The sequence below is a fragment of the Chitinophaga sp. genome (assembly GCF_035538455.1).
In the GTDB taxonomy this organism is placed as follows: Bacteria; Bacteroidota; Bacteroidia; order Chitinophagales; family Chitinophagaceae; genus Chitinophaga.
Map to the genome: position 1 here is coordinate 1 of NZ_DATLKJ010000073.1, position 13,727 is coordinate 13,727.

The 13,727-nt window shown below is 41.8% G+C and carries 10 protein-coding genes; 7 read left to right on the top strand and 3 right to left on the bottom strand.

What is annotated here, in order from left to right; translation table 11 throughout:
- Positions 1-283: 283 nt before the first annotated feature.
- A complete protein-coding gene (locus VM802_RS08320; RefSeq protein ID WP_325529368.1) occupies positions 284-2,059 on the bottom strand; it encodes an ATP-binding response regulator in 1,776 nt (591 codons plus the stop codon).
- A 122-nt stretch (positions 2,060-2,181) separates the two neighbouring features.
- Entirely contained in the window at positions 2,182-3,102 is a 921-nt protein-coding gene (locus tag VM802_RS08325) for a terpene synthase family protein (RefSeq protein ID WP_325529369.1), read from the bottom strand.
- 374 nt (positions 3,103-3,476) lie between these two features.
- On the opposite strand from VM802_RS08325, the gene VM802_RS08330 reads away from it, so the two are divergent.
- The 3 genes from VM802_RS08330 (at position 3,477) to VM802_RS08340 (ending at position 6,036) form a co-directional block, all read left to right on the top strand.
- A complete protein-coding gene (locus tag VM802_RS08330) occupies positions 3,477-3,857 on the top strand; it encodes a hypothetical protein (protein WP_325529370.1) in 381 nt (126 codons plus the stop codon).
- Positions 3,858-4,015: 158 nt separating this feature from the next.
- Complete coding sequence (locus VM802_RS08335) at positions 4,016-4,612, top strand: RNA polymerase sigma factor (protein WP_325529371.1); 597 nt, start codon at positions 4,016-4,018, stop codon at positions 4,610-4,612.
- Positions 4,613-4,869: 257 nt separating this feature from the next.
- Positions 4,870-6,036: a FecR family protein gene (locus VM802_RS08340; RefSeq protein ID WP_325529372.1), complete on the top strand. Its 1,167-nt coding sequence runs from the start codon at positions 4,870-4,872 to the stop codon at positions 6,034-6,036.
- Between the two features lie 222 nt (positions 6,037-6,258).
- On the opposite strand, the gene VM802_RS08345 is transcribed toward VM802_RS08340, so the two are convergent.
- Positions 6,259-6,672, bottom strand: a complete 414-nt coding sequence (locus tag VM802_RS08345; RefSeq protein ID WP_325529373.1) for a hypothetical protein — start codon at positions 6,670-6,672, stop codon at positions 6,259-6,261.
- Between the two features lie 839 nt (positions 6,673-7,511).
- Here VM802_RS08345 and VM802_RS08350 point away from each other — a divergent pair.
- The 4 genes from VM802_RS08350 to VM802_RS08365 all read left to right on the top strand — a co-directional run.
- Positions 7,512-7,784: a hypothetical protein gene (locus VM802_RS08350; RefSeq protein ID WP_325529374.1), complete on the top strand. Its 273-nt coding sequence runs from the start codon at positions 7,512-7,514 to the stop codon at positions 7,782-7,784.
- Positions 7,781-8,077: a hypothetical protein gene (locus tag VM802_RS08355; RefSeq protein WP_325529375.1), complete on the top strand. Its 297-nt coding sequence runs from the start codon at positions 7,781-7,783 to the stop codon at positions 8,075-8,077. The genes VM802_RS08350 and VM802_RS08355 overlap by 4 nt, the downstream gene beginning before the upstream one ends.
- Before the next feature lie 575 nt (positions 8,078-8,652).
- Positions 8,653-11,547: an RHS repeat domain-containing protein gene (locus tag VM802_RS08360; protein ID WP_325529376.1), complete on the top strand. Its 2,895-nt coding sequence runs from the start codon at positions 8,653-8,655 to the stop codon at positions 11,545-11,547.
- An 11-nt stretch (positions 11,548-11,558) separates the two neighbouring features.
- A partial coding sequence (locus VM802_RS08365) for a DUF6443 domain-containing protein (protein ID WP_325529377.1) occupies positions 11,559-13,727 on the top strand: 2,169 nt, incomplete at its 3' end.

Sequence of the window (13,727 nt, forward strand, 5' to 3'; positions counted from 1 at the left end):
TTCTTGAATGGCCTGCTGTAGCTTGTCCATAAGATAACTGATTAGTTTAAAGGTAAGATTTTAATTAGAGACTGCTATGAACTACAACAGCAGCCTCTACATTTTATCTTTCGCCTTTACACAGTTATCTTAACACTCCCGCTAATGGATAGCGCTTATGTCAGAAATATATGATAGATTCATTTAGCCAAATATATACTCCCTTTTCCCAAATGAGTAATCTTGATGAGCCTGAGAATCGTTTCGATTCTCAGGCTATTTTATTTATGCTCTATTCATAGCATTATGCTGATTTATGCTCCTGTATTTTTGTAAGAACATGTAACAGCTCGTCCACATTGTACGGTTTATGAAGTACAGCGACAGCTCCATCCACCGCCGTTATTTCACTTCTGCCGGAAGTAATGATTACCGGTATATGCCGGGTCATTCTGTTCTTGCGAATATGCGATAGCAGTTGCTCGCCATTCATTTCTGGCATTACCAGATCCAGGAGAATAACATCAGGGTTACAATGCTCAATCAGATGGATGGCTTTCAGAGGGTTCTCAGTTGTGATCACTTTCATATTGGTATCTTTAACCTGAAGCGTCGCAATATTGAGATTAATTTCATCATCGTCGACAACAAGGAGTAGAAAATTTGAAAAATCCATCTTTACATTTTCCTTTACTACAGAAGATAATACGGCTTCTTTTATGGGAATGGACAAGAGGAATGTGGTACCATGATTAATATAACTCTCATGCACAGTAAGGTCACCACCCAATAAGCGGGCAAAATACCGCGCTGTTGTGAGTCCAATCCCGTTACCTTCTTTACTATCTTCCGATACAAATGGTTCGAATATACTTTCATGTTGTTGGGCAGGTATCCCTCGTCCCTGATCAGTTATATATATATGCAAGACATTCCCAAGTCCACGTTTAGCTTTGAGCGTTATTATAGTTCTGATTGGGGAAAATTTCAATGCATTACTCAATAAATTATTTACGATACGTATCAGTTTGTCCTGATCCGTTATTATTCCCGCCGGCACATCATCCTCCAGCTCAAGCTTGACGCGGACATTCTTTTTATTTCCGTACACAGTAAACGCATCAGCTGCGTTTACCAACGTAGATTTCAGAGGGACTGGTTGGTAGTAGATTTTTTCAGCCGCACCTGAGTTTAGTTTTCCGTATGATAGGAGGTTATTATTCAACAGGAGCAATTCTTTCACATTTTCCTGCATAATATCCAGCATATAATTCGGGACATGCGCAGCCATTCCATTCTCCGCCCGGTTGAGCTCAATCAGATTTGAAAGCCTGTGTAATGCGTTTCTGCTGTCATGGCTCAATTTCGCGCCATACATGGATAAAATTTTGTTAGATCGCTCTGTTTCCTTTCTACGCAGGTCTTTTGAAAATTCATATAGCAATACTACGAGAAAATTAAGAATGAGAATAACTGGATAAACAACCTGGCGTACACTTATGATAGTCATTTTATCCCGTAATACATTAAAGACATTATGATTATAATTGTATTCCAGCGCATATAGGGTTGCCAATATGAGGCCAAAACAAAACAGTCGGGCACCTGTGCTTTTAAATAACAACAGGCTCAGTCCTCCCATGAAAAAAGCCATTTGCTGAACACCTGCTGATCTGTCAAACGCGGTACCGAAGTATAGAATGGCTATACATTGAAGCACATAGAATCCTTTTGCAGCCAGCATGTGCCTGCCAATATAGTTCAGGTAAACAACGGTAAGGCATAATAGCGATTCGAATAGCCCCGGTAAAAGTACCAACAGTTCCTGCTGGATAAAAAAATAGATCATAGCAGGTCCAATAGCGGCTATAAAGGCGGTGCTCCAGCTAAGCGTATTAACAATAACGATATTGCTTTTCGTCTCAATATCCATTCCTGGCGACACTCCCATGGATAGGAACCGTGTAACTACCCGGAAAATAGTTGAATGTTCCACTTTTAGAAAGATTCTCCATACCAATTTTTTAATTGGATTAACAATAGCGTTGAGCGCAACGGTAGGGCTGTTTTGAGGGTTCATGTCAGCGGGTTTTAGTAATAGTTGTAGGCAAAACATAATGCCGTAGAAAAATTACAGAATCCCAGACAGCCCTTTCTTAACCAGATGTAAACAGTTTCATGATTAACGACCTGGATAATTTTCTAAATCGGGCTGTTATACCGGTAAGTAAGTTCGCTCCAGACTTTGTGGCCGGTGATCATAAATTGCAGGTCGGAGATGTATCTGTTTACTTCTCTGTTATATTCACCAAAATCAGGCGGATTATTACAAATCCTGATAAAATGCTCGATCTCCCTATTGTGCAGGTTAATCGCCCGCTCCATTGCTTCATCAATAGCATAGCCCTTTTCCCGGGCAGTGACCAGAACCAGATTAAATATCTCACCATCCCGGTATTCTTTGGGGTAACTGACAATGTCGTTCAGCCAGCTCATAATCAGTACAGCCGATTTGCGCAGGCGGCAGAAGTAGGGGGAAGTAACAATTTCCGTGGGAAAAACAAAATCTCTTTCTGGTTCCAGAAAGTCAACAAGCTGGTACAATCCAACGAGGTTTTCCCGGATAATTGTATAATATCTTATTGAGGGATAGATTCCCGATGAGCTGATAAATGCTTCTGCCAACATTGCATCGAAGTAGCGCTGCACATTTAGTATGAATCTTTGCAGCCACTGGTCATTGGTGAGTTCCAGTAGCTTCTCCCGTAGTGCTGTAAATGCCCGGATGACATTTGGTACATGCTTTAGATGGTGTCCCTGCAGATTCTCTATGGCCTGGTTAGAATGAACTTGTAATTGTAGTAAGTTTTTGTTCGCATAAAGGTCATCGAAGGCAAAGAACAGAACCAGGTGAAGTCCGGCAGCTTCTAGTACGGGTAATGAAGCATGTGGAAAGAAACGGGTAGCCAGGTTTGCCAGCCTTGATTTTTTGTATTTATACGCGAATTCTCCTGGTAGATCCAGCCAGTCAATCCATGTTTGGGCCATAGCCTCTATTTGATCCGCGAACAGTGCATCAGCATGACTAAATGGGTAGTCAAGTTTTTCGATAAGTGGTACCATAGGTTTATTATTTACTGGGTCGTTGTGGTTATTAAGAGTACTTGGTACACCCGGCATAAGGAGGGAAAAGAATGCAATTGACAATACAATGCATTACTAATTAAGGCATTGTCAATAGATAACAATTGGATATGATTAAAGTTATCTTTTGAAAGTGCAATCCGATTGCAGCACAGGATAAGCGGGCATGGTTGTATTAATAGTGTGCCGCCCTTTCTCCTCTATGGAGACTGAAAAGATGGTAGAATTCGTTGCTGTTTTATTTTGGCGACAGTCCTGTCTGTTAAACACCGAAATGAGCAGATTAAACATTTCCACCTCGTTAAAGATTTTGGTCGTCTGGTTGTTTTCATTAAGGAACGATATTTCCGAATATGAAACCCGTATACGAGTCAGGCCCGGATTGTCTGGGCAAACATGAAATAGATATTGTACTCCGGTTCTGGAAAGAGCTGCTGGACGATGCCCAGGAAGAACGAAGAGATATTCATCGGAAATGCAGTCGGGTGTTTCGGGCTGTACTGAAATATTTTACTTTTCCATGGCACCTGTTCCACGATCAGGAATTAAGATATGCTCACCCCAATGTACTAATGGTCCGGATTCCAAGTACCCAATGTTATAAAGCGAAATTGAATATTTCTTATACGAAAAAATGGAAAGGCGGACCTGAGATCCAGAAGAAAATGGAGTTGTTTATCATCCGTCAGAACAGGGAATTGTTGATCGATGCTATTACTGGTTTCGGTGAATAGTATCGATTTATTGTAGTTCATGACTGATGAAATTTGTTTTAAAAAATAATCTATATTCGCTGAGCAAATTCTTTTAAGTAAATACCCAGGCAGCATTTAGCAGATTCCACCCAATAGGGCATAGCGCCCAATATATTTTTCACTATAAGCCCTTCATTATGATAATTGAGACCGATGTTCCTACACCGGCCCCCCTGGGATTTGACATTGATGCATTCCGACAAGGTGATAAAAATGCATTTAACACACTGTTCCGAACTTATTATGGTCCGCTGTGCTATTTTTCGCAAAAATTAAGTGTAGACCGCAGCCATGCGGAGGAAATCGCCGAAGATGCGCTTTTTAAGATCTGGTCTAAAAGAAAAGGGTTTACCCACATCAGGGCAATCAAAGCATTTCTTTATATATCTGTCAAGAACGGGTCTCTTAACGTGATTAAAGCCCAGGAACGCGAGGCTGGGAAGCTGAGCCAGTATGGGGATTTTCTGACGGGAGCTAGTGCACATCTCGCTCAATCTACGATTGTCGAATTAGAGACACTGATAGAACTGGACCGGGCGATTAGCCAGCTACCACCCCGATGCAAGCAAGTTATAACTATGACCTACCACCGTGGTCTGCGCAGCAAAGAGATTGCAGAACAATTGGGAATTTCAGTTAATACCGTTGACTTCCAGCGCCATAGGGGCATTGCGCTGTTGCGCAAGATGCTTACCAGTAAGGCATTCCTGCTTATTCAATTGTTGTTGAAATAATTTTTTGAGAAAGGCGGCATTGCCTTTAAAGATTTCCATTACTCTGTTGTTTTAATTATAGGGTGGTTTGCATATACCTGGTATTATAAAAGAGCTATTGCTGTGTTAATAATTTGTTTCTGACAGGCAGTCTATCTACCTGGAGGTGTGGGTATTACTTAATCGATTCTTATGGGCATGTAGGGTACTAGAGCGAAAATAACGCTGCTTGTAATCAGACCCAATGATAATCTATAGGCTGAAAACAGAATACAATTATGAACCGAAATGATTTTCTCAGTGCCATAGACATTGCGCGTGAGCTGGTCTGCTACATGTTAGTGGAAAGCGATATGGAACGGCTTCCGAAGCTGAAAAAATGGTATGAATCCAATAACAGGAACAGGACATTAGTCACCCGGTTAAGCGATCCTTCCCGCTGGATTGCCATGCGTTCCGCACAGAGCAATTATAATACGGAAGCTGCCTTGCAGCGAGTGATGATGCGTATAGAAGACCGGGTAATCCGCAGACGGGTACTATTTTATGGCATTTTGAAAGCTGTCGCTGTAATTGTACCCTTGATCAGTATTGGTCTGTATTACCTTTTAATAGATAAGGGACCAGAAAAGCCTACGCTTGCCTATACCTCTAAATCCCCCTCTCATTTCCGCCAGACAACCATTATGCGTATGCGGCGTGGATCTTCATCAATCGTATTAACAGGCAACGATACGGTGTTCTCCATTGCTGCTACGCAGGTTGTTGTAAATGGTGATACCATGTCCATTACTCCAGGTACCCGTGGTGGACCCGAGCCTGTGGCAATCGAAGTCCCCGCCCAAAAGACTTTCAGCCTGAAGCTACCGGATGGGAGCAAAGTACATTTAAATGCAGGATCCATGCTGAGCTTCGACTTGGTGGCATTTGCTGAAAGCAGGGAGCTAAAGATTGAAGGGGAGGCAATATTTGACGTGGTCCACAACGAGCAAAGGCCTTTTATCATAAACACAGGATTTGCGATGATTCAAGTGTTAGGTACCCGTTTCAATCTGAAATCATACGGCGACAACCAACTGGTAGCGACTTTGCTAGATGGCAAGTTGCAGGTTTCTATTCCTGGCAGGACAGTGACCCTTTCACCGGGGTATAAAGCTGTTTTGCATAACATGGAACTCGAAGTAAGTCCAGCAGATATGTTTATTGAAACGGCTTGGTGTCAGCACCTTTTTGTATTCCGGGACACACCTTTGAGGGAGGTGTTGTTAGCGATCAATCGGACTTACCGCGTGAATATACGGTTGTCGCCGGACTTAAGTAATAAACGTTTTAGCGGCCAGATACGCACAGATATCCCACTGGATTCCTTACTTGGCATATTGCATATGGTTGGCCTGGCCCGTTTTCAGAATGAAGGTCAGAATATCACAGCATATCCCTATTAAATTTTTATGTTGAAAGTGGGGGACTTTACTAGTCAGCAGGGAAATATTTATGGATTCCTTTAGCGTATAGGCAATGCAGTTACCGGATACTTTTAAGCGGGGCAGCTCGCAATCCTTTCATAGTTTTTACATAATGATTCCGATTACAGAACCGGGTATTCCTACCTGGTTCCTTATTAAATAGCTTTTGGGTACCAGGTGTATCTCCGTCTACGAGCAATTTTACTTCTTAGCCCTGATTTCCTTTATACTTTTAAACTTCGAAAGCTTGTTGATAAGTTCTTTATTGCTATTTACATCTTTCAACAGTTGATTAAATATCAGCTGAGGATCAACCTCAAAATAATAGGCCATACGGATCACGTCTTTTGCAGACAGGTTGACAGGAATACGCATTTTGCTAACCAACCTGGTATGATTGAATCCCATTTCTTCAGCCATTGTTTTGGGGATTAGAGTGGCAATATCTCTTAATTTTGCCCATGTGCCGTTATCAATAATACTTTTTATCAACGCTTTCTTAGATTCGATCTCTACAATTGATTCTTCAAGGGTCTTTTGCTTCCTGCCCTTTTTCTTTGCAGGAACATTTTCCGCTTTCGAGACCTTGAGTTTAGTATTTTTGGAATTTGCCATTGAAAAAGTCTTATCCCTAAATATGGTAAAAAGCCGCCAAATCAATTTTTTATATCTACGTAAACTTATTTAATATATACTTTAATTGATTTTTTATATCCGGTTTGTGTATTTTTATTTTGATTTTTCAATAAAATTTCTTTAGATTGCATTTAAATAATCGTATTGGTATTTTAAAAAACGAATGGAATTGTTAATCATTAAGGAATTAGTTACTTTGCATTGAATATAATATAAACAATACGGTAAGCATTTTAACAGAGGCTCGTCTCCCGAATCTGACAGTTCAATAAGCACGAGCGTAGGTTAAAAGCGCCCAACAACTTATATAAGGGGTTGGGCCTACTTACGCATTTCATGCTTAACGCTATCCTCGGATAGTGGGGCTTTGTCAGAGCCCGGGAGATGGAAGGGCGGGTAGGCCCAATCCCTACTTTTTTCCCTTCATACATACCCTCTATCTCCGCATTGAATGCGGGACTCCCAAAAGGGTTTCAACTTCATCATTTATTAGGTTGTCATAAACCCGGCCTATTCTTTCACCAAAGATTTATTATAGGAATGGCTCAAGGGCCAATCAGATAAACTATTGTTCTCAGGGACTAGAAAAACATATGGGTTGTCATAAAGTTGACATATAGAAATGCCGAACTGGGCTTTCTACCCCGGTTCTGTTATGGAATAGTTTTTTGATTTCGAGGTAAGTGACTACCGGGAGTTTCTACTCCCGGTATATTCAAGATGAACAATTTAATCAAGATATGAGCACGGCAGATATCCTTTAAAATCCCGGTAATGGACTTTTCTACCGCCGGTTATTTTTCTAAAAATAATCATCCATGAATCAACATCTTCCTAAATGGCACAATAGACCATTGCATTTAACGAAACATCAAATACAAGATCCTGTCACAGTGATACGGGAATTTACCTGGGAATATTCAATAATAGAAGTCCGGGAAATGTTATGGGAACTATTGATAGATGCATTACAAAATGAGAACCATAATGCCGGGAAAAGTATCATTTTTTATGACAGCCTGATAAAAACTTTAGAAGCACTTTATATCAACTTCCCACCAAAGTCACTAACTCAAAATAAAGTATTATGACAAATCAAAGTATAAACGCTTCTTGTGGCCCGAACATGAGAGAAATAAATCTTCTATTCGTTTTGTACAATAGAGCTGTGGATCTTCCTAATTTAATTAAAACGAAAATATGTGATGACCTTGGCTGGAGTGAAGCCAAGTTTTATCGGAGAATGCGATATGAAATGGACGACAATAAACAGCTTAGATCTCTAAGCAAGGCAGAAAGGAGAGCTGTTATAGAGATATTCCGGAGTGAATATGAAAGTAACATGGAACATCTATCAGCAGCCATTCAGGCACAACAAAAATAGATCTAAAAATATGGAATGCATTGATGGGCTGGCTGTAACCCTGTCGGAGACGTTCTTTGTAAGAGGGCAGAAAGAGCCCCGGTTGGTACTGGTCACTCTACCAAAAGCCGTTCGAAAGATATTGCAAAATATATTATGAGCTGCCATGTTTACCCCACGCTGATTGAACTGACTGAAGGCAACAAGATTTGATTCGTCTCCTCATCGGAATAAGCTTCTTATCCAGAATGAAATATTTATTCTGGCATTTACATGTAATTAACTTCTTCCTCAAACCTGTCGCTTATATTTGGCTCAATCAAAAAATATTGATCTATGAGAAAGTTAGGTGTCCGTTGTATGTGTCGTAAGTGGACAAGAAAAGAACCCTTAAATATTCTTAAGCCCGTTAGATGGGGTTTTGAGCGGCTTCTGAATGAAAAGTCTATTCCATTTAGTTAAAAAGTCTATCTTCAAGGAGTATACCCCAGCCCATGAAGTTGTAAGTTACCCTGTCTGCCATAATGATGCAGTAATAGTTGCTGGTATACCCCAGACCAAATTTAACTATACCGAACATTTTTTAATTCCTATCTATGAAAAAAACTTTAATCCTACATTTATTACTTTTTACATTAATAGCTGCTTACGGACAGTATCAGAATAAGGTACCAGCCGTAACCCCAGTCAGCCCTAATAGTGCCACCCTCTTTAGAGTATTGGAAAGACCTATCGGTACATATACCGGAACGGTACCAGTTAGCTTTCCGCTATTTACATTTACAAGCGGAACGCTTTCTATGCAGTTCTCGCTTAATTACAATAATACTGGTGGTGTCCGGATAGAGGAAGAAGCCGGAAATCTGGGATTAGGATTTACTATTCCTAACGCAAACAACAGAATCACGCGCATAATAAAGGGATTAGCAGATGATGCACCAAGAGGTATGTTAAACAACACTTCCAAGAAGCCTTCTACCTTTTCCTGGATTGATATGCCTTATGTGAATGAGTACTATAGAGGAGATATAGATCTGGAGCCGGATCTCTTTCTGTTTAATTTCAACGGTTATACTGGTAGTTTTTTCTTTAAGGAGAACGGCAGCATCGTTCTAATGCAGAATACACCGCTGGAGATTAATCCCATATTTGAAACGGATGGTTCCATTAGTGGATGGAAAGTATATGATGATCTAGGGAGCAAATATTTTTTTGGTAAGAATGAAAGTGGTAGTATAAAATATATAGACAAAACTAGTGTCAGCTACCAAAGTAATACCGACAACTTTATTCCGCCAACCGGCTATAACAGTGGTTGGCCATTACAGGAAATTCACGATATGAATGATCAGAATAAGATTGTGCTATCATATGACTACACATCCACCGTGCTGAAGACGATTTCTGGCGCTTTTCAACCCATGCAGAAAATATCGGCAGTCTGTAACGGATTTAATCTCGTCCAGGATCAGATTTTTGTCACGTCCACCATCAACGAATACACGCTCAGCAAAGTAGAAGGAGAAAGTGGCACCGTTTTCATCTATAATAGCACGAACAGGTCTGATGTCCAAGGGGGTAGCCGGCTAGGTGCCATCGATTTCTACGATCCCGTATTCAATATTATCAAGCGATTCCGGTTTGATTATGACTATTTCAATCCCGGCGGAGGCCCATTTATGCAACGTCTTAAACTTACCGGGCTCAAGGAATATAATATTACCCAGACTGATAGCTTGCAATATAAGTTTGAATATTCCGGGGTAAGCCTACCAGCACGCCTGTCCTTCGCTGTTGACTATTGGGGATTTGCTAATGGACAACTGGGAAACAATATTTTTCTCCCGAACATAAGTTATACCTACGGGGGTATTACATATAATGCAACGGGATTCAGCAACCGCAATGTATTTGCAGCTTATGCTGAAGCCGGTGTACTCAATAAAATCACCTACCCAACTGGCGGATACCGGAAATTCTTCTATGAAGGCAACCAGGCATTAGTATTACCAGACGATCAGATTTATCCAGATATTACAACACCGTTGATTAGCACTCCAAACGGAAACTGGGTAGCGAAGAACCGGAATGTGGGCGGCATCAGGGTGAAAGAAATACAGGACTTCGATCCAGTTACCGGAAAAATTAACAAAACCCGTTACCAGTATAAGCTCTACAGCATTGATTCAACACTAACCAGCGGACTGCTCATCACCCCCGTCAGGGTCGCCAACATAGAAAACACGGATATCACCTGCATCTACATGAAACTATACCCTTCCAGCTGCTATCCGCTGGCAACATCCGGCGGCAGCTATGTGGTATATCCCGAAGTACGCACTATAGAAGACGGAAATGGCTGGATCGACAGACGATATAGTTATGCCCGGGACATCCTGCCCTCCGTCAATGAATACCCGATAGTACCCGTCACCGATCAAAGCTATCTCCGTGGTCAGCTGCTGGATGAAAAATACTACAACAACAGCGGTACCCTGCTACGGAAGAAAAGCTGGGCTTATGGCTTTACCACGATAACTGGGGAACAGGTCGGACTTAAAGTAAAAGCGTACTTTAAATCACCGGGGTCAACGGAGTATAGAGAAAAACCAGATTTTGCAAATGAGCTACCAGTCTTGGCAGCAGGTAAAACTTACAGTTTAGCTGGGCAGTTTAGACTCCTGTTTCAGGAATCAGATTCAACCTTTACCACCAGTGGAGCATTTGGACAGACCACTAAATATGCCTGGTACTCAGATGCCGATTACTTCACCAATTTTGGTTGGCGCCCCATCAAGCAGACCTCTGTACTACTTAATAATGGCATAACAAAGTCTAAAACCTACAGATACTGTTTCAATGATGGACTGGTATTTCCACTATCTGCACATGATTACGGGATGCGATTATCCTTATTTATCAAACGGTATTACAAGCCAATGGAAGAAGTAGATTCCCTAAAAACCGGCAGTGTTTCAAAGTTCATGGGAGGTACAGAATATATATTCAACGACCAGTTTACTGACACCTTCCACCTGGCCCAGGTGCGTACATACACCAGCTTTACTGATTCTACGGAAATTAACTTCACCTATGATTCTATAGGCAATATTGTCGAAAGGTATCCAACGATGGATGTCAAAGAAGCTTACCTGTGGGGATATAATTACCAGTATCCGGTGGCTAAAGTGACGGGAGGCGATTACGTCTATTTTATAACTCTGGTAGATAATTCGGTGATCCAGAACTCCAATACGCCGGATGCTGCCATGAGATCCGAGCTGAATAAGATCCGCACCGCCTTAAAAGGAAGAGCGTTGGTAACTACCTACACCTATAACCAATTTGGTATTTCCAGTGAAACAGATGCCAGCGGGATGACAACCACCTACGAATATGACAGTTTCGGAAGACTCATACTAATCCGGAATATGGATGGAAAGATTCTTAAACATTTTGAGTATAAATACACTATGCCCTATACCTATTAAACCCCATTGATATGAGACCCCTCCTAATTAAATTGATAGCATTATTCCTGGTACACACTGTTTGCCAGGCACAGAACATCCCCGACACCGGTAGCCAGCGACCTCCAGCTACCAGTGTTACTGCTCCTCCACTTACCTGCACTTGCGTAAGTATAAACCTGATCAGAACATGGAGCCCGCTAAGGCCTTTTAGTGATACGGGTGCTGTTAGATCCGCCCCTGCCGCTGCTGTGGGGCAGTACACCTCGTATTTCGATGGTCTTGGCCGACTGACACAAACAGTAGATCGCGGGATTTCTCCCGCCGGGCGAGACCTTGTTCAACCGGTTACCTACGATTCCTTGGGCAGAGAGCAGTACCGATATCTCCCTTACATAGCACAAAGCGGTAATGTGAACGATGGAAAACTGAAGTTGAATCCATTTAACAATCAGCGACAGTTTTACATGTCTACCACCTTGAACCCCGGGGTGAGCGGCGATTCAGTATTGTATACAGAAACCGAATATGAGCCCAGTCCCCTCAATCGGGTCCGTAGATCTTTCGCCCCAGGCAATACCTGGGCCCGTGGGGGTGGATATAAGCCTCTGGAAATACAATACTTGGTAAACTCAGCTTTGGATGGAGTCAGAATCTGGACAATTCCCGCTGGTAACATGATACCTACTAGTGCAGCAGGTCAGGTTTACCCGCAGGGAGACTTGCTCAAAAATGTATCGAAAGATGAAAATGGAAACAGGGTAATAGAATTCCGGGATAAGGAAAACCATGTCATCCTGAAAAGAGTAGAGTTAACAGACAATGCTATCGATGGTCATAATGGCTGGCTAAACACCTACTATGTCTATACCGACAGAGGTAACCTGCACTGCGTAATTCCGCCCAAAGCAATACAGGCAATAAGTTCAGCAGGATGGAGTATAGATAGCATGACAGCGGCAGAGCTCTGTTATTTCTATCGTTATGACCAGCGAAACCGGATGATCATAAAGAAAATACCTGGTGCTGATTCCGTAGAAATGGTATATGATGTACGTAACAGGCTTGTATTTCAGCGGGATGGTAACCTTAAAGCAAGTGAACGCTGGTTTACTAATTTCTATGAAACGCTTAACCGGCCAGCTGCAACAGGCCTCTACGCAACTAAGTCCTCGCGGCAGCAATTAGCAGATTCTCTCAATGGAGGTGGAATGTCTATTTCCAGCTCTTTAATCACGTTTCTGACATATACGTATTATGATTCTTACAATTTTACCGGTGTATCCCCCTCTTCTCCCGGAGACTTTGCTAAACCCCAGGCAGGTGCAAATCTATATGCTGAGCCAATTTCTGGCATCAGCACAATGGTTACAGGTAAGGTAACAGGCAATGCTGTGAGGGTATTGGGTACTAACCAATGGCTCATAACCACTACCTACTATAATGATAAAGGTCGTCCCATACAGGTTGTCCGGGATAATGCGAAAGGTGGAAAAGAAACAATTACTACCTTATACGACTTTTCCGGCAAAGTACTGAGCACATACCTTCGCCATACCAATCCCCGTAGTACGCTTACACCACAAACCACATTACGCACAAACTTCAGCTACGACCCTGCCGGCAGGTTGACTACCGTGAAAAAGATGTATAATGACACCAGCACCGAAAGAACAATTGCAATCCTTACCTATAACGAGTTGGGTCAGCTGAAGAATAAACGTTTAGGTGTCACCGGTAGTAGTCAGCTGGAAACACTGAATTATGAATACAATATCCGTGGTTGGCTTAAAAATATTAATAAAGATTTTGTAAACACCACAGGTAGCGCCGCCAATTGGTTTGGACAAGACGTTTCCTATGAATATGGATTCAATACCAATCAATTCAACGGTAATATTGCCGGCGTGCGATGGAAAGACAGAAACGATGGATTCCCCAGGGCATATGGCTATACCTATGATAATCCGAGGCGATTAACCACCGCAGATTTCACACAACAAAACTCAGGCACAACAAATTGGAGTAATAATCTGTTAGACTTTACGATGAGTGGAGTAAACTATGATGTCAATGGGAATATTCTTTCCATGAAACAAAAGGGGCTTAAAGGAACGATTACGCAGACTATCGACAGTCTAGTACATATATACATACCTAATAGCAATAAGCTCTTCTACGTAACCGATTCCGCTAATGAT

What these genes read in the sequence shown, in the direction of transcription:
- VM802_RS08340 (WP_325529372.1), top strand. Translation starts at nt 4,870, where the DNA reads ATGAACCGAAATGATTTTCTCAGTGCCATAGACATTGCGCGTGAGCTG.
- VM802_RS08335 (WP_325529371.1), top strand. Translation starts at nt 4,016, where the DNA reads ATGATAATTGAGACCGATGTTCCTACACCGGCCCCCCTGGGATTTGAC.
- VM802_RS08350 (WP_325529374.1), top strand. Translation starts at nt 7,512, where the DNA reads ATGAATCAACATCTTCCTAAATGGCACAATAGACCATTGCATTTAACG.
- VM802_RS08325 (WP_325529369.1), bottom strand. Translation starts at nt 3,102, where the DNA reads ATGGTACCACTTATCGAAAAACTTGACTACCCATTTAGTCATGCTGAT.
- VM802_RS08330 (WP_325529370.1), top strand. Translation starts at nt 3,477, where the DNA reads ATGAAACCCGTATACGAGTCAGGCCCGGATTGTCTGGGCAAACATGAA.
- VM802_RS08360 (WP_325529376.1), top strand. Translation starts at nt 8,653, where the DNA reads ATGAAAAAAACTTTAATCCTACATTTATTACTTTTTACATTAATAGCT.
- VM802_RS08320 (WP_325529368.1), bottom strand. Translation starts at nt 2,059, where the DNA reads ATGAACCCTCAAAACAGCCCTACCGTTGCGCTCAACGCTATTGTTAAT.
- VM802_RS08345 (WP_325529373.1), bottom strand. Translation starts at nt 6,672, where the DNA reads ATGGCAAATTCCAAAAATACTAAACTCAAGGTCTCGAAAGCGGAAAAT.
- VM802_RS08355 (WP_325529375.1), top strand. Translation starts at nt 7,781, where the DNA reads ATGACAAATCAAAGTATAAACGCTTCTTGTGGCCCGAACATGAGAGAA.